Annotated in this window: 19 protein-coding genes; 10 read left to right on the top strand and 9 right to left on the bottom strand. The window is 66.1% G+C overall.

Annotation, left to right across the window (positions count from 1 at the left end):
• The first annotated feature begins 20 nt into the window (after positions 1–20).
• Positions 21–695: a carbonic anhydrase gene (locus OKW76_RS02715; protein WP_265550925.1), complete on the top strand. Its 675-nt coding sequence runs from the start codon at positions 21–23 to the stop codon at positions 693–695.
• Here the strand turns inward: OKW76_RS02715 and OKW76_RS02710 are convergent.
• Both OKW76_RS02710 and aspS read right to left on the bottom strand, forming a co-directional pair.
• Positions 692–1,525: a polyphosphate kinase 2 family protein gene (locus OKW76_RS02710; protein ID WP_265550923.1), complete on the bottom strand. Its 834-nt coding sequence runs from the start codon at positions 1,523–1,525 to the stop codon at positions 692–694. The genes OKW76_RS02715 and OKW76_RS02710 overlap by 4 nt on opposite strands.
• Before the next feature lie 55 nt (positions 1,526–1,580).
• Entirely contained in the window at positions 1,581–3,374 is a 1,794-nt protein-coding gene (gene aspS / locus OKW76_RS02705) for an aspartate--tRNA ligase (RefSeq protein ID WP_265550921.1), read from the bottom strand.
• Between the two features lie 174 nt (positions 3,375–3,548).
• On the opposite strand from aspS, the gene rnd reads away from it, so the two are divergent.
• Entirely contained in the window at positions 3,549–4,724 is a 1,176-nt protein-coding gene (gene rnd, locus OKW76_RS02700; RefSeq protein ID WP_265550918.1) for a ribonuclease D, read from the top strand.
• Positions 4,721–5,011, top strand: coding sequence for an I78 family peptidase inhibitor (locus OKW76_RS02695; protein WP_265550915.1), 291 nt, complete (start codon positions 4,721–4,723; stop codon positions 5,009–5,011). The genes rnd and OKW76_RS02695 overlap by 4 nt, the downstream gene beginning before the upstream one ends.
• On the opposite strand, the gene OKW76_RS02690 is transcribed toward OKW76_RS02695, so the two are convergent.
• From OKW76_RS02690 to OKW76_RS02675, 4 genes are read right to left on the bottom strand one after another with little or no spacing between them, the layout of a single operon-like run.
• Positions 4,998–6,515, bottom strand: coding sequence for a Ppx/GppA family phosphatase (locus tag OKW76_RS02690; protein ID WP_265550913.1), 1,518 nt, complete (start codon positions 6,513–6,515; stop codon positions 4,998–5,000). The two genes, OKW76_RS02695 and OKW76_RS02690, sit on opposite strands and share 14 nt — an antisense overlap.
• The gene (locus OKW76_RS02685; protein WP_265550911.1) at positions 6,512–8,716 is read right to left on the bottom strand and encodes an RNA degradosome polyphosphate kinase; all 2,205 of its coding nucleotides are present in this window, start codon (positions 8,714–8,716) and stop codon (positions 6,512–6,514) included. Before OKW76_RS02685 ends, OKW76_RS02690 begins: the two co-directional genes overlap by 4 nt.
• Positions 8,713–9,378: an HdaA/DnaA family protein gene (locus tag OKW76_RS02680; RefSeq protein ID WP_265550909.1), complete on the bottom strand. Its 666-nt coding sequence runs from the start codon at positions 9,376–9,378 to the stop codon at positions 8,713–8,715. Before OKW76_RS02680 ends, OKW76_RS02685 begins: the two co-directional genes overlap by 4 nt.
• A complete protein-coding gene (locus OKW76_RS02675) occupies positions 9,375–10,640 on the bottom strand; it encodes a heavy-metal-associated domain-containing protein (RefSeq protein WP_265550907.1) in 1,266 nt (421 codons plus the stop codon). The genes OKW76_RS02680 and OKW76_RS02675 overlap by 4 nt, the downstream gene beginning before the upstream one ends.
• Positions 10,641–10,703: 63 nt before the next feature.
• On the opposite strand from OKW76_RS02675, the gene purM reads away from it, so the two are divergent.
• From purM to OKW76_RS02660, 3 genes are read left to right on the top strand one after another with little or no spacing between them, the layout of a single operon-like run.
• Complete coding sequence (gene purM, locus OKW76_RS02670; RefSeq protein WP_265550906.1) at positions 10,704–11,810, top strand: phosphoribosylformylglycinamidine cyclo-ligase; 1,107 nt, start codon at positions 10,704–10,706, stop codon at positions 11,808–11,810.
• Positions 11,800–12,765 carry a phosphoribosylglycinamide formyltransferase gene (purN, locus tag OKW76_RS02665; protein WP_265550903.1) on the top strand — a complete coding sequence of 322 codons (966 nt, stop codon included), beginning with the start codon at positions 11,800–11,802 and terminating at the stop codon, positions 12,763–12,765. Before purM ends, purN begins: the two co-directional genes overlap by 11 nt.
• Before the next feature lie 5 nt (positions 12,766–12,770).
• On the top strand, positions 12,771–13,703 hold the full coding sequence (locus OKW76_RS02660; RefSeq protein ID WP_265550901.1) for a GIY-YIG nuclease family protein: 933 nt from the start codon (positions 12,771–12,773) through the stop codon (positions 13,701–13,703).
• Here OKW76_RS02660 and ndk read toward each other — a convergent pair.
• The 3 genes from ndk to OKW76_RS02645 form a co-directional block, all read right to left on the bottom strand.
• Positions 13,700–14,122: a nucleoside-diphosphate kinase gene (ndk, locus tag OKW76_RS02655; RefSeq protein WP_265550899.1), complete on the bottom strand. Its 423-nt coding sequence runs from the start codon at positions 14,120–14,122 to the stop codon at positions 13,700–13,702. The genes OKW76_RS02660 and ndk overlap by 4 nt on opposite strands.
• Positions 14,123–14,199: 77 nt before the next feature.
• Positions 14,200–14,637 carry a DNA polymerase III subunit chi gene (locus tag OKW76_RS02650; protein WP_265550897.1) on the bottom strand — a complete coding sequence of 146 codons (438 nt, stop codon included), beginning with the start codon at positions 14,635–14,637 and terminating at the stop codon, positions 14,200–14,202.
• 48 nt (positions 14,638–14,685) lie between these two features.
• Positions 14,686–16,152 (bottom strand): leucyl aminopeptidase, encoded by a 1,467-nt coding sequence (locus OKW76_RS02645; protein WP_265550895.1) that lies wholly within the window; start codon positions 16,150–16,152, stop codon positions 14,686–14,688.
• Between the two features lie 163 nt (positions 16,153–16,315).
• On the opposite strand from OKW76_RS02645, the gene OKW76_RS02640 reads away from it, so the two are divergent.
• From OKW76_RS02640 to rsmA, 4 genes are all read left to right on the top strand, one after another.
• Positions 16,316–18,574: an LPS-assembly protein LptD gene (locus OKW76_RS02640; protein ID WP_265550893.1), complete on the top strand. Its 2,259-nt coding sequence runs from the start codon at positions 16,316–16,318 to the stop codon at positions 18,572–18,574.
• A gap of 89 nt (positions 18,575–18,663) precedes the next feature.
• A complete protein-coding gene (locus tag OKW76_RS02635; protein WP_265550889.1) occupies positions 18,664–20,007 on the top strand; it encodes a peptidylprolyl isomerase in 1,344 nt (447 codons plus the stop codon).
• A complete protein-coding gene (gene pdxA / locus OKW76_RS02630; RefSeq protein WP_265550886.1) occupies positions 19,985–21,022 on the top strand; it encodes a 4-hydroxythreonine-4-phosphate dehydrogenase PdxA in 1,038 nt (345 codons plus the stop codon). Before OKW76_RS02635 ends, pdxA begins: the two co-directional genes overlap by 23 nt.
• Positions 21,019–21,846, top strand: a complete 828-nt coding sequence (gene rsmA, locus OKW76_RS02625) for a 16S rRNA (adenine(1518)-N(6)/adenine(1519)-N(6))-dimethyltransferase RsmA (protein WP_265550884.1) — start codon at positions 21,019–21,021, stop codon at positions 21,844–21,846. The genes pdxA and rsmA overlap by 4 nt, the downstream gene beginning before the upstream one ends.
• Positions 21,847–21,932 lie beyond the last annotated feature (86 nt).

The following is a 21,932-nucleotide window of genomic DNA, read 5'->3' as shown; positions in this document are numbered from 1 at the left end:
CCCATCTCGAGAGGAGAACGATGACCTATTTCACGAACCTGGTAGAAGGCTATCACCGCTTCCGCACGTCCGACCTTCGCCGTCAGCGCGACCGCTGGCTCGAATTGCGCGAAGGGCAGAGCCCCAAGGTGATGGTGATCGCCTGCTCGGACAGCCGCGTCGAACCCGCGCAGATCTTCGATACGCTTCCCGGCGAGATCTTCGTGGTCCGCAACGTCGCCGCGCTCGTGCCGCCGTTCGAAACCCGCGCGGGCTTTCATGGCGTGTCGGCAGCGCTTGAATTTGCGGTGACCAAGCTGAAGGTCGAAGAGATCGTCGTGATGGGCCACGGCGCCTGCGGCGGTTGCAATGCCGCGCTGAGCGGCGCGTTCCGCGACGCCGAACCCGGCGAAGGCGGCTTCATTGCCAGCTGGGTCACCATCCTCGACGACGCGCGCGAAGCGGTGAAATCGCGCTGTGGCGACGGCGACGATGCCGTTCGCGAAATGGAATATGAGGCGGTCCGCACCTCGCTTACCAACCTCCAGACCTTCCCCTTCGTGCAAAAGGCGATAGCCGCGGGATCGCTCGCGCTCCACGGCGCCTATTTTGCGATCGAGGACGGCCAGCTACGCGTGATGGGCGAAGATGGCCGTTTCGCGTTCGCCCAGCCCGAGACGGTAGATATCGAGACCATGACCGTCACCGAGGGTTAAGTCCGCGGCTGACCGAGCGCCGCCCGCGCCATCGCCTCGAAATCGGGGTCGAGCGTGGGCGGCGTCATCGGCACCCTTGCTTCGAGCGCGTCGGCGATCGCGGTAAGTGCGGCGATTCTCGCTGCCTTGCGGTTGTTGCCGTCGATGATCTGCCACGGTGCCAGTTCGGTCGAGGTGCGCGCGAGCATCTCGTCGATCGCCACCAGATAATCGCCGCGCCGGGCGCGGTTGCGATAATCCTCGGCGCCGGTCTTCCACTGCTTCCACGGATCGTCGAGCCGCTCGGCGAATTCGCGGTCCTGCGTCTCTTGCGTGATATGGACGAACAGCTTGACGATCGTGGTGCCGATCGCCGCCTGCTGGGCCTCGAACGCGTTGATCTCGGCATAGCCGCGTTGCCATTCGGCTTCGCTGGCATAGCCCTCGACGCGCTCGACCAGCACGCGGCCATACCAGCTGCGATCGGCGATATAGATATGGCCATGCGCGGGCAGATGCTGCCAGAAGCGCCAGAGGAAATGCCGGGCCTTTTCGGCAGCGGAGGGCGCGGCGATCGGCACCACTTCGAAGAAGCGCGGATCCCAGTTCGACGTTAGCCGCTTGATGATCCCGCCCTTGCCCGCGGCATCCCAGCCTTCGAGGACGATGATCGCCGCGCGCTTGTGGACGATATGCGCGACCTGAAGCTGCCACAGCCGCTCCTGCACCGCGTTCAGCGCATCGGTATAGTCGCCCTTGAACTTCTTGCCGCGTTCATGGTCGGCAAGGTTCAGGTCGCCCTTGCGCTTGGGCGGGGATTCCTCGGGCGTAGTTTTCGATTGTTTGGCCATGCGCTGGACCATGCCCACCCCCGCCCCCTCCCGCAAGCGGGAGGGGGGAATGGGATCACGGCTTGGGCGCTGGCTCGACCACGCGGATGTTGAGTTCGCGAAGCTGCTTGGGCGACACCGCCGACGGCGCGCTCATCATCAGATCTTCGGCGCGCTGGTTCATCGGGAACAGCACGACTTCGCGGATATTGGGCTCGCCCGCCAGCAGCATCACCATCCGGTCGATCCCCGGCGCCGAGCCGCCATGCGGCGGTGCGCCGCACTTGAAGGCGTTGATCATCCCTGCGAAATCGCGATCGACATCTTCCTGCGAATAGCCGGCGATCTCGAACGCCTTGTACATGATCTCGGGCTTGTGGTTCCGGATCGCGCCCGACGACAGCTCAACGCCATTGCAGACGATGTCATACTGGTACGCCAGAATATCGAGCGGGTCCTTGCCCTCGAGCGCGGCCATCTCGCCCTGCGGCATGCTGAAGGGGTTGTGGCTGAAATCGACCTTCTTGGCGTCCTCGTCATATTCGAACATCGGAAAGTCGACGATCCAGCAGAATTCGAAGCGGTTCTGGTCGATCAGCTCGAGCTGCTCGCCGATCCGGGTACGCGCTGCGCCCGCGAGCTTGGCCGCCTGCAATTCCTTGCCCGCAGCGAAGACGATGCCGTCATCGGGGCCGAGGCCTAGCGCCTCGACGAGCTTGCGCGTCGCTTCCTCGCCGTGATTCTTGGCGATCGGCCCGCCGAACTCGCCGCCCTTCTGGGTGATGTAGCCAAGCCCCGCATGGCCTTCGCTGCGCGCCCAATCGTTGAGGTCGTCGAAGAATTTGCGGCTCTTGCCCGCGGTGTTCGGCGCGGGGATCGCACGCACGACGCCGCCGCCTTCGACGATCCGGTCGAACAGCCCGAAGCCGCTCCCGCGGAAATGGTCGGTCACGTCGGTGATGACGATCGGGTTGCGAAGGTCGGGCTTGTCGCTGCCATATTTCAGCATCGATTCACGATAGGGAATGCGCGCGAACGGCAGCGGCGATACCTGGCGGCCCCGGCCCTGCCAGTCGGCGAATTCCTCGAACACGCCGTGCAGCACCGGCTCGATCGCCTGGAACACGTCTTCCTGCGTGACGAAGCTCATCTCGAAGTCGAGCTGGTAGAATTCGCCTGGGCTGCGGTCGGCGCGCGCGTCCTCGTCGCGAAAGCAGGGCGCGATCTGGAAATAGCGGTCGAAACCCGCAACCATGAGCAGCTGCTTGAACATCTGCGGCGCCTGCGGCAGCGCGTAGAATTTGCCCGGATGGACACGGCTGGGAACCAGATAGTCGCGCGCGCCCTCAGGGGAAGACGCGGTCAGGATCGGCGTCTGGAACTCGGTGAAGCCCTGGCCGATCATCCGGTTGCGCAGCGAAGCGATCACGTTCGAGCGCAGCATGATGTTAGCGTGGATTCGCTCCCGGCGCAGATCCAAGAAGCGATAGCGAAGGCGGATATCCTCGGGATAATCGGCCTCGGCAGATACCGGCAGCGGCAGGTCGTGCGCCATGCTCTGGACCGTGGCATCGACCGCGCGAACCTCGATCGCGCCGGTCGGCAGATTGGGGTTCACCGCCTCGGGCGAGCGCGCGACCACCTTGCCGGTGATCGTCACCACCGATTCACTACGCAGCGATTCGATTACCGCGAAGGCTGGGCCGTCGACTTCGGTGACGATCTGGGTGATGCCATAATGATCGCGCAGATCGACGAACACCAGGTCGCCATGGTCGCGCTTCTTGTGGACCCAACCCGATACGCGGACTTCCTGTCCGACATCTTCGGCGCGAAGGGCACCGCAATGGTGCGTGCGATAGGCGTGCATGGCTGTTCTTCCGTTTTTCGTCACCCCGGCAAAGCCTGGGGTCTCGCGCCGCGAGCACGACGCCGGTGGCACGAGACCCCAGCTTTCGCCCGGGTGACGGATAATTCCGTGGTGGCCGCGCTTTCCCTTCCACCCCCACTTTGTCAACCCGGCAGACCTCGCTATGGGGGCCCGATGCACATTCATGGTCTTATCGACGACAACGCCGCCATCGCCAATCTCTGCCACCGCCTGGCGCAGTCGCCCTATGTGGTGGTCGATACCGAGTTCATGCGCGAAAACAGCTATTGGCCCGAGCTCTGCCTGATCCAGATCGCCGACGCGAACGAAGCCGCGGCGATCGATCCGATGCAGCCCGGGATCGACATGAAGCCGCTGCTCGACCTGCTGACCGAGAATCAGGACGTGCTGAAGGTCTTCCACGCCGGCGGGCAGGATATCGAGATCGTCTACAACCTCACCGGCAAGACCCCGCACCCGCTGTTCGACACCCAGGTCGCGGCGATGGCGCTGGGGCAAGGCGAGCAGATCGGCTATTCGAACCTGGTCGACAGCTATCTCGGCATCACCGTCGACAAAGGCGCGCGCTTCACCGACTGGTCGCGCCGCCCGCTCGATGCGCGGCAGATCGACTATGCGATCGCCGACGTGACCCACCTTGCCGAAATCTTCCCCAAGATGCTCGAAAAGCTCCGCAAGACCGGCCGCGGACTGTGGCTCGACGAGGAGATGGAGCGCCTGGCCGATCCGTCGAACTACTTCAACGATCCTAATGACGTTTGGCGGCGGGTGCGGATTGCCAGTCGCAAGCCCGAAGTGCTCGGCCGGCTCAAGGCGCTAGCGAAGTGGCGCGAGATCGAGGCGCAGGCAAAGGATCTGCCGCGCGGACGGATCGTCAAGGACGAGACGATCGCCGATCTGGCAGGCAATCCGCCGCGCAAGCAAAGCGACCTTTCGCGCGTCCGCGGGCTTTCGGCGACCTGGGGCGGCAACGACATCGGCGCGCGGCTGATGGCGGCGATCGAATCGGCGGTGCCGATGCCCGCCGACGAAATGCCCGGGCGCGACGATCGCAAGAATGGCATGGGCAAGGATGGCGCGCTGGTCGCCGACCTGCTGAAGCTGCTGCTCAAGATCCGATCGCGCGACATCAACGTCGCCTCGAAGTTGCTCGCGCGCAGCGACGATCTCGAGGCCTTGGCCGGCGGCCAACGCGAAGGGCTCTCGATCCTCGAAGGCTGGCGGTTCGAACAATTCGGCCGCGACGCGCTCGCGCTGGTCGAGGGGCATCTTGCCTTTGCGGTGAAGGGCGGCAAGTTGAAGATGACTCGCGCGGAGGATGCCGAATGACCCGTCTGTTTCCCTTGCTGCTGCTCGGCTGCGTCGGTTGCGCGCCGACCCAGCCACCCGTGACAGCGCCGGCGGCCCCTGGTACCGAGTGCGACGTGAGCAAGATGATCGGCTTGGTCGGTGAGCGCGCTACCCCTGCCCTGGTCGAACGCGCGCGGCAGCAATCGGGTGCACGCACCGTGCGCCGCTACCAAACCGGGTCGGCGCTGACGATGGACTTTCGCAGCGACCGGCTGAACGTCGAGGTCGGCGAACTCGACCGGATCGTGAAGCTCAGCTGCGGCTGACCGACCCGCCGCTGACGCACGCCGCGGTCAGGTCGAATACCGATGCGAGCGCCTTATGGCGGCGCTCGACCGCTTCGCCGTAAAGGTCGCCTGCGCCGTCTTCGAGCCGTAGTTCGAGCGCGGTCGCGGTCTGCACCAGCGCGCTCGAATGCAGCGGCGATGCGACGCCGCCGCTCAGCCGCTGGCCCAACCGCATCGCCAGCCCCCAGCGCATCGCGGTCTCTAGCGCGTCGGGATCGGCCAGGCGCACCAATGGATCGGGCGATTCGGTGCCGCCGCCGAAACAGGTGAACAGCGCCTGCGCCAGCAAGGCGCGACCATGCGCATCGATCGCCACCCAATTGCCGTGCAGCGCGACCTCGAGCCCGCGCTCGGCGCGGAAGTCGGGGTTTGCGAGCCAGGCGACATCGGCGAGCAGGCACGCAGCGTGGCGCAACCGCGCGAGCGCTTCGTCCTCGTCACCGAACAAAGGCGCGATCCAGCGATCGAGCAGGTCGCCATGCTCGGGAAAACGGCCCAGCCGTTGCCCCTCTGCGCGCGCGGCGGCGATCAGCGGGTCTTGCGCCTGGGTTTCGGCATCGAGGCCTTGGAACAACAGCCCCTCGCGCAGCCCATAGGCCGAGGCGACCGCCTCGGTGGTCCCCAGATGCCGCATCAGCGAGCTCAGTACCGAAGCCGCATCGCGCATCGTCGGGATCCGTCCGCTCGACAAATTGGGGATCGCGCGCAATTTCCCCTTGGAAAGATGGCCGAGCGTCCGGATGATCCGCGCGATCGTGTCGGCGCTCATCGTATAGCCGTGGATCACCGGCAGCGGATAGCCGGTGCGATACATGTCGAGCCGCGCCAGCGCACGCCACGATCCGCCGACCAGATAGAGCGGTAGATCGACGCCCTTCCCGGTCCAACCCGATTCACGAAGGTGCTGCGCGATGTTGCGGTCGAGCACGCCCTTGCCCTGGTCGCGCAGCGCGCCGATGCGCAGCACCCCGAGCGGGAACGACACGCGTTCGTGGATCGTGCCGCCGCGGACGCGCACCAGCTCGAGGCTGCCGCCACCCAAGTCGCCGACGATGCCGTCGGCATCGGGGATCGCCGACAGGACCCCATGTCCCGCCGCCATCGCTTCTTCTTCGCCCGACAGGATCTCGACGCTCAGCCCCGACCGCTTGGCCATCGCGATCAACTCGCCGCCGTTGCTCGCGTCACGCACCGCTGCGGTGGCGACGGTGCGGACTTCGGTCACGTCCATCTCGCGCGCCAGCATCGCGAAGCGCGCGAGCGCTGGGCGGGCGACCGCCAGCCCCTCGTCCGAAATCCGCCCGGTCTCGGCAAGCCCGCGCCCGAGTCCCGCCATTACCTTTTCGTTGAACAAGGTCGCGGGCAGCCGCGGCGGGCCTTCATAGACGACCAGGCGGATCGAGTTCGAGCCGATGTCGATGATCGCGGTGCGCTTGCGCTCGGTGCGCGCCTCGGCGTGCGGTTTGCGGAAGAAGAGGCTCACGCCGCGCCGCCGTCGCCGGCGGGGGTCCGCCGGCGCCGCAGCGACAATTTGGGCACCGCCTCGCGCGCCGACAACGCGGCACCGCGGCCCGACAGTGATGGGTTGGTCATGAAGTAGCGATGCAGGTTGAACGGCCGCGTGCCGGGTTCGTCGCGCTCATATTGGCCATCGGGCTGCAGCTCCCAGCTTTGTTCGGTGTCGAGCAGATTGGCGACCATCACCTGGTCGAGAATCTGGTCGTGGACGGTCGGATTGAGGATCGGCAGCATATATTCGACTCGCCGATCGAGGTTGCGCGGCATCCAGTCGGCCGAAGAAATATACAGCCGCGCGCCGTCATTGGGCAGCGCCTTGCCGTTGCCGAACGCCCAGATGCGGCTGTGTTCGAGGAAGCGCCCGACCACCGACTTCACCCGAATATGGTCGGACATGCCAACGACGCCGGGGCGCAGGCAGCAGATGCCGCGGATGATCAGGTCGATCTCGACCCCTGCCCCGCTTGCTTCGTACAATTTCTCGATCACCGCGGGGTCGACGAGCGAGTTCATCTTCGCCCAGATCGCGCCGGGCTTGCCCGACCGCGCATTGGAGATCTCGCGATCGATAAGCTCGATCAGCGAATTGCGCAGGTCGCGCGGGCTGATGCTCAATTGTTCGAGCCCGACAGGTTCGACATAGCCGGTGATGTAGTTGAAGATCTTCGCGGCATCGCGCCCCAGCCGCGGATCGGCGGTGAAGAAGCTCAGGTCGGTATAGATTTTGGCGGTGACGGGGTGATAATTGCCCGTGCCGAAATGGCAGTAGGTGCGGAATTCATTGCCCTCGCGCCGGACCACCATCGACACCTTGGCGTGGGTCTTCCAGTCGATGAAGCCATAGACCACCTGGACGCCCGCGCGTTCGAGCGCCGAGGCCCAGAGCAAGTTCTGCTCCTCGTCGAAGCGCGCCTTCAGTTCGACGACGGCCGTCACCGACTTGCCTGCTTCGGCCGCGGCGATCAGCGCATTGACCACCGCCGATTGCTTGCCCGCGCGGTACAGCGTCTGCTTGATCGCAACGACGTCGGGATCGCCTGCCGCCTGCTTAAGGAACGCGAGCACCACGTCGAAGGATTCGTACGGGTGGTGAACGACGATGTCCTTGGCCTTGATCGCAGCGAAGCAATCGCCGCCATATTCGCGGATGCGTTCGGGGAAGCGCGGCGAGAAGGGCGGGAATTTGAGATCGGGGCGATCTTCCTCGACCAGCGCTGCGAGATCGCCGATCCCGAGGAAGCCGCCGGTTTCGGTAAGCAAGGCGTCGCTGCCGCCCAATTCTTCCTTCAATACCGCTTCGAGCTCGGGGCTGATGCCGGTTTCCATCTCGAGCCGGATCACCCGCCCGCGCCGCCGCCGCTTGATCGCGGTGCGGAAGTACAGGACCAGATCCTCGGCTTCTTCCTCCAGCTCGATATCGCTGTCGCGCAGCACACGGAACGACGCCGCCGCCTTGATCTCGTAGCCGGGAAACAGCAGCGGCGCGAACCGCTTAAGCATCGCATCGACGGTGACGTAGCGCGCGGGCTCGGTCGGCAGGCGGATGAAGCGCGGCAGTGTCGATGCCAGCAGCACCAGTTCGCGGATCGCCTGCCCGTCGGACTTGCGCACCAGGTCGAAGATGACGCTCGACCCCTTGTTGGGGATGAACGGGAAGGGATGCGCGGGATCGAGCGCCTGCGGGGTGAGGATCGGGAAGATCTGTTCGCGGAAATGCCGTTCGAGCCATTCGCCCGATGGCCCGGCGATCGTGCCAGGCTCGAGCACGTCGATACCCGCCTGCGTCAGGTCACCGCGGATATCGTCCCACACCGACTGCTGCGCGTCCGCCAGGTTGCTCGCATCGGCGACGATCGCGCTCAATTGCTGGCTGGGGGTCAGCCCGTCGACCGAGCGGAGCTCGACCTCCTGCAATTGCTGGCCCTTAAGCCCGGCGACGCGGACCATGAAGAATTCGTCGAGGTTCGATCCCGAGATCGACAGGAAGCGCAGCCGTTCGAGCAGCGGGTGGGCGCGGTTGCGCGCTTCCTCCATCACCCGGCGGTTGAACGCCAGCCACGACAATTCGCGGTTGAAATAGCGGCTGCCGGTGCGCGCGACGAAGGGATCATCGTCGGTGATGTCGACTCCGGGCGTTTCGAAATTGGGGCGTACCGGCCGGGTCATGCTTCCTCGCGCGGTGTTGCGACCGGGCGATCGCCCAGGTCCAGTTCGCCGCGCATGTGGACCAGCAGCCCCGCTGCTTGCAAGGCCGATCGGGCCAAGGGCAGCGATATCCGCCGCGTGTCGCGCGCCATCGCTTCGTTATCGAGCGCATCGACGATCCGCGTCAGCGCCAGATAGGTGCGCTCGACGCGCTTGAGCATCCACGCAATCGCTTCTTCCCGAACGTCGAGTTCGTGTCGGTCGAACTGCTGTCGCAGGATCGCCGCGAACAGCCCGTCATCGGGTTCGTCGATCCGCAATACCGGGGTGGCGGCAAGGCGCGAGCGCAGGTCGGGAAGCCGCACGCTCCATTCGGGGGGCGCGAAATCGGCGACGAGCAGCAGCGGCTTGTGATCGGCCTGCGCCAGGTTCCAGGCGTGGAAGATCGCGGTTTCAGACGCGCGCTCGGCGTCGTCGATTATCTGCCCGCCCGCGCGCTTCGTGAACAGCCGCGCCAACAGGCTGCGGCCCGATTTGCGCGGACCGACCAGCAACGCCGCCATGACCGGCCAGGTGCCCCAATGTTCGAGATGGTGGACGACGCGGGCATTGGCGTCGCCGACGATGAACTCGTCCTTGCGCGCTCCCTCGGGTCGTTGGAGCGGCAGGCGAAGCTGGGTCATTCGTCCTCCGCCGCCTCCGCCGGGGCCGGAGGTGCCACGGGCGTTGGCGCCGCTGCCGGCGCGCGCCGAATCCGCAAGGTGGTGCCGCTTTGGTCGACGTCCCACCCGCGCGCGGCGAGCGCCGCCGCCAGCCCCTCGGCGCTGCCGTCATAATTGACCCGCATCACCGATACCCCGCCCAGCGCCAGGCTGCCGGTGATCGCCGACTGCACGCCGGGAATGCCGCGCAGCGCCGCCTCGGAGGACGCGACCGCCGCCGCCGAGGGGGTATCGAACTGGATGCTGAACGTCGTCGCGGTAGCGGTGGGCGTTTCGAACAGCCCCTCGAGATCGACCGGCGCGATCGTTTCGGTCGGCGCGACGACCGCGTTGGGGTCGGGCGGACTGATTCGCAGCAAGGCGTCGGGCTGCAGCATGCCGCTGCGGAGCCCGGCCTGATAGGCCTCGTCCATCCGCTTCACGCCGGCGTCGAGCAAGGCAGGCAAGCCGTCGCCATTCTCGACGCGCAGGGTGAAGCGGGTGAGTTCGCGATTATCGGGGCCATAGCCCGCGCGGAACGCGCCGATCACCGGCCCGCCGGGCCATTGGCGATACAGCCGCACCTCGGGGAACAGCACATCGTCGGCGCCATATTGATCGAGGATCGTCCGCCACCAGCCGCGACCCGGCCGTTCCTGCTGGCCCGCATTGAGCAGCAGCGAATCGGGACCGCTCCCCGCGGGGCGGATATAATCGACCGAGCTGTTGCCCGTCCGGAAGCGGGCCCACGCGGCCTGCCACGGCGTCGCGGCATCGAAGGTCGTGCCGACCCCGCCCGACCATACGATCGGCATCACCAGCATCGGCGGCGAGCGCACCAGGCTGTTCGACACGCCCAGGATCTGCGCTGCGCGCGCGCGGTTGAACAGGATGCCGAGCTTGGCGATGTAGCGCTTGGGGCCGATCTGCTCGTTTTCGACGATGATTCCGGTCACCAGCGAATCGAGCGCCGAATCGGATAGCGATCCGTTGCGCCCGGTCAGCCGTTGCGACAGCTGCGCCCAGCCCTTGCGCTGCGCCAGCCGCCAGCCGCCCAGCCGCGCCGCCTCGGCATTGCCGGCGACGACGTCGACCGCGACCCCCGACACTTCGAAGCTTCCCGAACTGTCGATCGGCGCCGCGCCGCGGCTGCCCTCGATCTGCGCGAGCGCGAACCCGCCCGCCCAGATCAGGGCAAGGCCCGCACCGAGGCGGAGAGCGAGGGAAATCGATGGCTTGCGCATATCGGCGCCCTTTTGGCGAAGCGGACGTGGAAATCCAAGGGCGATATGGCTAGGCGCTGTTCGATGAGCGATTCCGATCGGAGCGGCGGCTCCTATACCTACGCACAAGCAGGCGTGTCGATCGCCGCGGGCAACGCCTTGGTGCGCGCGATTGCGCCGTTGGCCAAGGCAACGCGGCGGCCGGGTGCCGATGCGTCGCTGGGCGGCTTCGGCGGCGTGTTCGACCTCAAGGCGGCGGGGTTCACCGATCCGCTGCTGGTGGCGGCGAACGACGGCGTCGGCACCAAGCTGAAGCTCGCGATCGAGCATGACCGCCACGATGGGGTCGGGATAGACCTGGTGGCGATGTGCGCGAACGACCTGATCGTCCAGGGTGCCGAGCCGCTCTTCTTCCTCGATTACTATGCGAGCGGAAAGCTCGACAACGCGGTTGCCGAGCGCGTGATCGCGGGGATCGCCGAAGGATGCCGCCAGGCCGGATGCGCGCTGATCGGCGGCGAAACCGCCGAAATGCCCGGCATGTATGCCGATGGCGACTACGACCTGGCGGGCTTCTGCGTCGGTGCGGTCGAACGCGAGGCACTGCTCGACGGGAGCGCGGTGGCGCCCGGCGACGTCATCCTCGGGCTCGGCTCGGCGGGGGTGCATTCGAACGGTTATTCGCTGGTGCGCCGGCTCGCCGCCGATCGCGGGTGGAAGATGGATCGTCCGTCGCTGTTCGATCAGGACGTGCTGCTGATCGACGCGCTGATGGCCCCCACCCGGATTTATGTCGCCAGCCTGTTGCCGCTGCTGCGCGCGCGCCGGATCCATGGCCTGGCGCATATCACCGGCGGTGGCTTGCTCGAGAACGTCCCGCGGGTGCTGCCCGAAGGCTGCCATGCGATGATCGACGCCGATAGCTGGCCGCTGCCGCGGCTGATGGCGTTCCTGCAGGCACAAGGGCGAATCGAGCCCGAAGAACTCGCGCGCACCTTCAACTGCGGGATCGGGATGGTGGCGATCGTCGCCGCGGATGAGGCCGACGCGGTTCGCGCCGAGCTGGAAGCCGCTGGCGAAACGGTCCACCGGATCGGTCGTATCGAAGCGGGCGACAAGGGCTGCACCGTCGCCGGATCGGTCGAAACCTGGAGCGCGCGCGCCGCGTGGACTGCGACTCATGCGGGATAAGGCCCGCGTCGCGATCCTGATTTCGGGCAGCGGCACCAATATGGCGGCGTTGCTCTATGCGTCGCGCGCACCCGCCTGCCCCTATGAGGTGGTTCTGGTCGCATCGAACAATCCCGACGCGGCGGGGCTGAAGCTGGCCTCTGCGGAGGGTGTTGCCACCTTTGCGCTTTCGCACAAGGGAATGGACCGCGACGGCCACGACGCCGCGATGGACGCGGCGATCCGCGCGAGCGGGGCCGATCATGTCGCGCTTGCGGGTTATATGCGCATCCTCACGCCCGGCTTCGTTCGCAAGTGGGAGGGGCGGATGCTCAACATCCATCCCTCGCTGCTGCCCAAGTACAAGGGATTGCATACGCACCAGCGCGCGCTCGACGCGGGCGATGCGCTGGCGGGATGCAGCGTGCATCTGGTGACCGCCGAGCTCGACGACGGGCCGGTGCTGGGGCAGTGCGCGGTCGCGATCCAGCCCGGCGACACCACCGATACGCTGGCCGCGCGCGTGCTGATCGCCGAGCATCAGCTATATGCGCGGACCCTCAGCGACTATGTGTCGCGAGAGGCCGACCCTGACTGGATCGTCGCCAAGGTTGGCGAACTCGCGCTCGCGCTGCCCGAAACCGACGCGCGGCCCTCACATGGCGCCCCCGGCTGGCGGGTAGGCGGCGAGAAGACGGGCAAATATTTCGCCTATGTCTCCATCCATCGTCATGGCGAGGACGCGATCGCGTTGCTGGTCAAGACCAGCGGCGCCGACGAGCAGGCGGCGCTCGTCGACCAGGACCCCGAGCTATATTATCTGCCCAAATTCTACGCGCCCTCGGGCTGGATCGCGATCCGCCTCGATACCGGTCGCACCGATTGGGACCATATCGCCGACTGGCTCGGCCGCAGCTGGCGCAGCGTCGCGCCCAAGCGGCTGACCAAGCTGATGGACGTAGCAGCGGAGTTCTGACTCATATGAACGAAGAACAATTCGGTCGAACGATTCAGCTGTTTCTAGTGGGCGGCACTGCCAATGGGCTCCGTAAAGCTACGATCCATGGTTGGACAGGTCTCACCTTCGTCGCAACAGGCGCGACATTCAGTGCCCTGACCAGCAGAGCAGAGCTAGATCGGACGGGCATTTATATCTTGGCAGGGCCAGACACCGACGCGGTCGGCGGACTCCGGGTATATATTGGCTCGGCCAATAGTGTCCGCGAACGCATTAAACAAAGCGCTCAGCAGCGAGACTTTTGGGAAACGGCAATCGCCGTTACAACCAGCGATGATGACCTGTCGAAGGGGCATGTGGAGTATCTGGAAGCCCGACTTATCGAAATGGCGCTCGTTGCCAACCGGGTGACTTTGGACAACGGCACCAGCCCGGCAGGGCAACGGCGCCGTCTGCCCGAAGCAGATCAGGCAAACATGGAGCAGTTTTTAGCGAACCTGAAGATCATCCTGCCAGTTATCGGGCTGGATCTGCTCAAGCCTCAACCACGCGCGGTGGCGTACGTAAATACGCCGCCAGAACAGCGAACAGCTTTCGATACCAAATTCGAAATCCGCCACAAGTCAGGTGTTTCGGCGGAGGCTGTCGAAGAAGACGGTGAGTTCGTTGTATTGGAAGGATCTCAGGCGCTCGGTAACACCGGCTATGTCCAACAGAGTTACGCAGGCTTAAAAGAGAATCTTATCAACCTAGGCGTTCTGGTGATGCAGCCCGATGGAAAGTATAGTTTCGTGAGACCCTATAGTTTCAAAAGCCCGTCGGCAGCAGCAGCGGTAGTACTAGATCGCAACAGCAATGGGCGATCGGAATGGAAGGTTAAAGGCGAACGCCGTACTTACCACGAGTGGCAGCAGGCGCTAGCGCCTACTGCCACTTCGGCAATCGCCTTGGATTAGCCGACGATCTCTTCGGGCTTGAAGAAGAACGCGATTTCGGTCGCGGCATTTTCTTCGCTGTCCGAGCCGTGGACGCTGTTGGCTTCGATCGATTCGGCGAGTTCCTTGCGGATCGTGCCGGCATCGGCATTCGCGGGGTTGGTCGCGCCCATGATGTCGCGGTTGGCCTGGACCGCGTTCTCGCCTTCGAGAACCTGGACGACCACGGGACCCGAGATCATGAACTCGACCAGGTCGTTGAAGAACGGGCGTTCGCGATGGACGCCGTAAAAGCCCTCGGCCTGTTCGCGGGTCATCTGGATGCGCTTCGAAGCGACGACGCGCAGGCCGGCTTCCTCGAGCATCTTGGTGACCGCACCCGTCAGGTTGCGGCGGGTGGCATCGGGCTTGATGATCGAAAATGTGCGGGTCGCGGCCATGGCCGTTCGGCTCCTGCTATAAGGCGTGAATGGAATGGCCGCGCCTTAGTCGGGCACAGGTAGCGATGCAAGCGCACTCAGGCGGCCTGTTCCCAGCCGCTTTCGGTCTGCTTCCAATATCGCCGATCGACACCCTCGCGCTCGGCCAATCCCTTCCACGCGGCGCGGGCGGGATGGATCGCGTCGTCGTCGAAGAAATGGAACGCGCGCTCGAACGCCAGCGCCTCGTCGCGCCAGGTGCCGTCGATCAGCGCGATCATCCGCGCGGCGTTGGCAGGTGCCGGCGCGGACGCGATCAGAATCGGCTGCACCGTGTCATCGCCCGATCCCGCGCAGGCGTGCGGCAGGAAGCTGTCGGCGGCATAAGTCCACAGCAGCCGGTCGATCGCGCCGCGCTGTTCTTCGCTGTCCGACACGATCAGCAGCCGCTGCCCGCTGCCGAGCACCTTCTGCGCGATCTGCGGCAGCGCGCGCGCGAGCGGCGTAAGCGTCAGATGATAGAAATCGACCTGCACCCTTACGCCCCTTCGCCCCGATGCCGCCCGTTAGCCGGGCGGCAGCATTCATCCCTCGAAATTGTCGCGCACCAACCGGTCGAGCACGCGCACGCCGAAGCCGGTCGCGCCCTTGTCGTAGGTGTTGCCCGGCTTGTCCGACCACACCATCCCCGCAATGTCGAGATGCGCCCAGCGCACGCCCGGATCGACGAAGCGCTGGATGAACTGTGCCGCGGTGATCGATCCCGCGCCGCGCGGCCCGACATTCTTCATGTCGGCGATCGGCGAATCGATCAGCTTGTCGTAGGCGGGCGACATCGGGAAGCGCCACAAGGCATCGCCCGACGCCCGGCTTGCCGCAAGGATCTGCTCGGCGAGCGAATCGTCGTTAGCGAACAATCCGCCATGCTCGCTGCCCAGGCTGATGATCATCGCGCCGGTCAGCGTCGCCAGGTCGACGATCGTCTTGGGGCGATGCGCGTGCTGGACCCAGGTGATGACATCGGCGAGCACCAGCCGCCCTTCGGCATCGGTGTTGAGAATCTCGATCGTCTGCCCCGACATCGACGTCACGACGTCGCCCGGCCGCTGGGCGTTGCCGTCGGGCATGTTCTCGACCAGCCCGACGACGCCGATCACGTTCGCCTTGGCCTTGCGCGTGGCGAGTGCCTTCATCGCTCCCGCGACCGCGCCCGCGCCGCCCATGTCCCACTTCATGTCTTCCATGCCCGGCCCGGGCTTGAGCGAGATGCCGCCGGTGTCGAAGGTCACGCCCTTGCCGACCAGCGCGATATCGGGATCGCCGGTGCTGTCGGTGCCGTTCCAATGCATCGCCAGGATCCGCGCTTCGCGCACCGACCCCTGACTGACGCCGAGCAGCGCACCCATGCCGTGCTCGGCCATCGCGGCCTCGTCGAGGATCGTCAGCGTGACGCCGAGTTCCTCGAGGTGGCGGCAGCGGTCGACGAAGCTTTCAGGGTACAGGATGTTGGGCGGCTCCGAGACGAGCGTCCGCGTCAGTTCGAGCCCTTCGTTCAGCGCTTTGGCCTTGGCCCATGCCGCATCGGTGCCGTCGGGGGCGCCGGCGATGGTGATCGCGGTGAGCGTCGGCTTCTGTCGCTCGGGTTGCTTCGTACGATAGACGTCGAACCGCCAGGCGCGTGCCGCCGCCGCGCCCGCGAAGCGCGCGACCGCCGCGGGGCTCGGGCTGGTGCCCGCGAAATCGACGACGATGCCGGCAATACCCGCGGTGAGGAATCGTCCGGCGAGCGCGCCGCCCGCCTTTTCATGTTCGACCTCGTCGCCCGAGCCGATCCCCACCAACAAAACCCGCCCGGTCCCCTGCCCGTTGGGCACAAAGATTTCGGCGATCGTCCCGGCTTCGCCGTCGAAACGCGCGGCGGCGAGCGCGCCGGTTATCAGCGACCGCGTCGCGTCGTCGAAGCGATCGAGCGCGGGCTTGCCGTCGCGCTCGACGATCAGGGCGATCGTTTCGGCGGTTTCGGGGGCGGTGGCGGTAAAGTCGATCTGCATGCGCGAATGCTCTCTCCATCGGGCGCGGGGGTGCGCTGGGTTGCCACCATCTAGGGACTGGCGGCGCGACACGCAAAAGGCGCCGATTGCGGAAGCCAGCGTGCGGTGCGATAGGGCGCTGCTGGCCGCTTGTATCTCGCGGCAAAAGGGGACCCTGACCATCGTGAAGCGCCTGGCCCTGTTGCGTACCGCCGCGCTGCCGCTCTCGCTCGGCCTTGCGGTCGCGGCGCAGGCGCAGGCGCAGGCGCAGGATCTGCAGGATCGCGCCACCCCGCCGCCCGCCCCCGAGCAGACCGGCGCCGACCCGCGCAACGAAGACGAAATCGATTTCAGCGCCGATCTGCTCGAATATAATACCGATGGCGACGTCGTCGATGCCAGCGGCGACGTCCGGCTGTCGCGCCAGGGCGAACGGTTGCGCGCCGACAAGGTCACCTGGAACCGCACCACCGGCCAGGTCGTCGCCGAAGGCAATATCGCGGTCACCAACCCGCAGGGCGACATCGCCTATGGCGACCGGATCGAGCTGACCGACAGCCTGCGCGACGGCGTGGTGCAGAACATGCTGGTGGTTCTCGAACAGGGCGGGAGGCTTGCCGCTGAACGCGGTGTGCGCGAGCAAGGCGGCATCATCCGCGTGACACGCGCGGCCTATACCCCCTGCACCGTCACCACCGCCGCGAACTGCCCCAAGGAACCGAGCTGGAAGATCAATGCGCGCGAGGTGACCTACGACCCTGCCCGCAGCCGGGTGCGCTACAAGGGCGCGCGGATCACCCTGCTCGGCCTCACTCTGCCGCTGCCCAGCTTCTCGCACACGATCGGCGGCAAGAGCGCGGCAGGCGTGCTCGCCCCCGAAATCCGCTATGGCCGAGTCAACGGGCTCGAATTCGCGCTGCCCTATCATTTCGAAATGGGCCCCAATCGCGACCTGACGATCACCCCGCGGGTGTTCACCGGATCGCTGCCGATGCTCCAAGCCGATTATCGCGAACTCAACAGCCTCGGCGCGTTCCGCATCAATGCCTATGGCACCTATAGCCGGCGCAGCGACGACTTGATCGTCACCGACGTGCCGGCCACCAGCGAGAACGCGTTTCGCGGCTATGTCGATGCTTCGGGCCGCGCGCAATTCACCCCCGAATGGAGCGCCTATGCCTCGATCCGGGTAGCCACCGATCGCACTTTCCTGCGGCGCTACGACATTTCGCGCGACGACCGGCTGCGCAGCAATGTCGGGGTGATGCGGATCACCCCCGACAGCTATTTCGCCATCAATGGCTGGGCGGTGCAGTCGCTCCGGCTCGACGGTACCGGCACCGCGCAGCCGCTGGCGCTGCCCGAGATCGATTATCGCAAGCGGATAGAGGACGGCGTGCTCGGCGGCCGCTTCACCTTCCAGCTCAACAGCCTCGCGATCGGTCGCAAATCGGGCCAGGACACCCAGCGCGCCTTTGCCTCGGCGCTGTGGGAATTGCGCCGGGTGACGACACTCGGCCAGGAAGTCACCTTCAGCGCGCTTGCCCGTGCCGATGTGTACAACACCCAGGATACGCTGCTGACCAGCGTCGTGTCGTATCGCGGCGACGAAGGCTTTTCGGCGCGCGCGATCGGCGCCGCCGCGGTCGACGTCAAATGGCCGTTCATCGGCGAGGCGCTGGGGGGCACGCAGCGCTTTACGCCGCGCGTACAGATGGTGGTGGCGCCGCATGTCGAAAATCTGTCGATCCCCAACGAAGATGCACGCGCGGTCGACCTCGAGGATTCGAACCTCTTCGCGCTCAATCGCTTCCCCGGCTATGATCGGTTCGAGGATTCGACGCGGTTTACCTACGGGCTCGACTATGCGCTCGACCTGCCGGGGATCGCGATCAATGCCAATGTCGGGCAAAGCTATCGCCTGACCGACCGGTCCGTCTTGTTTCCCGACGGGACCGGGCTCAACGATCGCTGGTCCGATTTCGTCGGCCGCACCGAAATCCGCTTTCGCCAGTTCGTCAGCCTCACCCACCGCTATCGCATCGACAAGGACGGGCTCGCGCTCCGCCGCAACGAGATCGACGCGACGATCGGTTCGCGCCAGACCTATGCCCAGATCGGCTATCTCCGCCTGAACCGCGATATCGGGATCGAGCTGGAGGATCTGCGCGATCGCGAGGAAGCGCGCGTCGCGGGGCGGGTGGCGTTCGCGCGGCTGTGGTCGGTCTTCGGTTCGGCAACGGTCGACCTCACCGATCGTAGCGAGGACCCGCTGTCGTTGTCGGACGGGTTCGATCCCGTTCGCCATCGGATCGGGGTCGAATATGAGGACGATTGCCTGCGGCTCGGCGTCGCGTGGCGCCGCGACTATACCGATATCGGCGACGCACGGCGTGGGAACAGCTTCCTGCTGACGCTGGCATTGACGAACCTGGGGCGCTAAGGCGAGGTTCAGGCACGTAATGACATGGCAACGCGGCCGGCGGGCATTCGCCCCGGCGCGTGATGGGGTAACCGGATTTGGGTACGAAGATGAAGCGCCTCGGCGCATTTGCCGCCGCCACGATGCTCGCGGGGATCGCCGCTGCGCAGACGGTGAGCGATCCACAGGCGGGAGCCGGGCAGGACACGCCGGCAACCAACCTGAACCTGCCGAGCAATCTGCAGGTGTTCGGCAAGGTCGATCCCAACATCCGCAAGGCGACCGCGATCGTCAACGAAACCGTGATCACCGGCACCGACGTCGATCAGCGCCTCGCGATGATCACCGGGCTTCGCGGCGTACAGGTAAGCGATGCCGAGCGCGATCAGTTGCGGCTGCAGGTGCTGCGCGCGATTATCGACGAGACGCTGCAAATCCAGGCCGCGGCCAACGAAGACATCAAGGTCGCGCCCGCCGAGATCGAACAGAGCTTCACGCGGGTGTCGCGCAATTTCCAGCGCACGCCCGAACAGATGAAGGCGTTTCTCGAACAGATCGGTTCGTCCGAGCGGTCGCTGCGGCGGCAGATCGAGGGCGAGCTCGCCTGGACGCGGCTGCTGCGCCGCCAGGTCGAGCCCTTTATCAGTGTCGGCGAGGAAGAGGTGAAGGCGATCATCGCGCGCCTCGAGGCCGCCAAGGGGACCGAGGAAGCGCATCTGAAGGAAATCTACCTCAGCGCCACCCCCGATCGCGCGGCTGAAGTGCTCGAAAACGGTCGCAAGATGATCGAACAGATGCGCGGTGGCGCGCCGTTCGAGTATTTTGCGCGCAATTTCTCCGAGGCGACGACCAAGGCGGTCGAGGGTGATCTGGGCTGGATCAATCCCGCCGTGCTCCCCGATCAGCTGGCGGCGGCCGCCAAGACGATGCAGGTCGGCCAGATCGCTGGCCCGATCGCGATCCCCGGGGGCTATTCGATCCTGTACATGGTCGACAAGCGTCAGGTGCTGACCGCCGACCCGCGCGACGCGCGGCTCAGCCTGCGGCAGATGTCGGTGAAGTTCTCCACCGCGCTCACCCAGGAGCAGATCCAGGCGCGGGCCGCCGAGTTCGCGCAGGTGACGCAGAAGATCCAAGGCTGCGGCAACGTCAACGCGGTAGCGCAGCAGATCGGCGCCGAAGTGGTCGACAACGACGCGATCCGCATTCGCGAGCTGCCCGCGCAGCTGCAGGACCTGATGATCAACCTGCAGGTAGGCCAGGCAACGCCGCCGTTCGGTTCGCCGACCGAAGGCGTACGCGTGCTGGTGCTGTGCGGTCGTGACGATCCCGCCACCGCCAATGCGCCCAACCCCGAGCAGATCCAGGCAGGGCTCGAGCAGGAGCGCGTGAACCTGCGCGCCCAGCGGATGCTGCGCGATCTTCGCCGCGATGCGATCGTCGAATATCAATAACCCCGCGAGCCCCGGCGCGATGATCCGCCCGCTCGTCGTGCCGCTGGGCGATCCCGCCGGGATTGGGCCTGAAATCGTCGCCAAGGCGTGGGCGCATCGGCAGCTGCACGGCCTCGCACCGTTCTTTGCGGTGGGCGATCCGCGATCGATCGAGCAGGTCTGGGACGGCCCGGTGGCGCGAATCGCTTATCCCGACGAGGTGGCGGGCGTATTCGACACCGCGCTGCCGGTGCTGGCGGTGCACGATGCCGGGATGGTGACCCCCGGCACGCCCGATGGCGAGGGCGCACGCAGCGCGCTCGAATCGCTCGAGCTCGCGGTCGGGCTGGCACGATCGGGGGCGGCGGGGGCGCTGGTGACGGCGCCGGTATCGAAGACGCAGCTGTATCGCATCGGCTTCCAGCATCCGGGGCAGACCGAATTCATCGCCGAGCGGTGCGGCGTGGCGCCCGAGAATACGGTGATGATGCTCGCCGGGCCGACGCTGCGCGTGGTGCCGGTGACGACGCATGTCTCGCTGTCGGCGGTGCGTGGGTTGCTGTCGATCGAGCTGATCGTCGCCAAGGCGCGGGTGACGGCGCGCGGGCTGACCAAGAATTTCGGGATCGAGCGGCCGCGGCTCGCCTTTGCCGGGCTCAACCCGCATGCCGGCGAGGACGGCGCGCTGGGCACCGAGGAGATCGAGATCATCACCCCGGCGATCGAGCTGCTACGCGCCGAAGGGATCGACGCGGTCGGACCGCTTGCCGCCGACACGATGTTCCATGCCCGGGCGCGCGCTGGGTATGATGCGGCGATCTGTTGCTATCACGACCAGGCGCTGATCCCGCTGAAGACGCTGCATTTCGACGAGGGGGTGAACATCACGCTGGGGCTGCCGATCGTGCGGACTTCGCCCGACCATGGCACCGCGTTCGGGATTGCTGGGAAGGACTGTGCCGAGCCCGGCGCGATGATCGCGGCGATCCGGATGGCGGCGAGTGCTGCCGAACGTCGTCTGACCCGCAGCGCATGACGGTGGCCTTGCCGCCGCTGCGCGAGGTGATCCGGGCGCATGGGCTGACCGCGAGCAAGGCGCTGGGGCAGAATTTCCTGTTCGACCAGCAGTTGCTCGACCGGATCGCTCGGGTGCCGGGCGACCTGGCCGGGGCCGAGGTGCTCGAAGTGGGACCTGGCCCTGGCGGGCTTACGCGGTCGCTGCTCGCCGCCGGGGCGCGGGTGACGGCGATCGAGCGCGATCGGCGGTGTATTCCGGCGCTGGCCGAACTGGGCGAAGCATATCCGGGGCAACTGACCGTCATCGAAGGCGATGCGCTGGCGATCGATCATGCGGGGCTGTTCGAGGGCAAACCGCACGTGGTGGCCAACCTGCCCTACAATGTCGGCACCGCGTTGTTCGTCGGGTGGCTGTCCGCCCCCTGGACCCCTTGGTGGGAGAGCCTGACGCTGATGTTCCAGCGCGAGGTGGCCGACCGGATCGTCGCACAGGCCAATGACGACGCCTATGGGCGGCTGGCGGTGCTGGCGCAGTGGCGCAGCATCCCCAGAATCGCGATGCCGGTGCATCGATCGGCCTTCACCCCGCCGCCCAAGGTGATGTCGGCGGTGGTGCATGTCATGCCCGGCGAGCAGCCCGAGGGGGTGCGGCTGCGGACGCTCGAGACGCTGACCGCGGCGGCGTTCGGCCAGCGGCGCAAGATGCTGCGCGCCAGCCTGAAGGGGATGCCGGGGGCGCTGGCGGCGGTCGAGGGGTTGGGGATCGATCCTACGCGGCGGGCGGAGACGGTGAGCGTTGGCGAGTTTTGTGCGATTGCGCGGGTAATCGATGCGGGGAAATAGGGGTTAGCCCCCTGCCCCGTTCGCCCTGAGCTTGTCGAAGGGCTGTTCTTTCTCTCCGGCGTTGCGGAAGAAGGACGGTGCTTCGA

Origin of the sequence: Sphingomonas sp. S1-29, from assembly GCF_026167545.1 — a bacterium.
Taxonomy (GTDB): Bacteria; Pseudomonadota; Alphaproteobacteria; order Sphingomonadales; family Sphingomonadaceae; genus Sphingomonas.
Note: the sequence above shows the minus strand (reverse complement) of the source record. Positions and strands in the feature narration are given on the sequence as shown.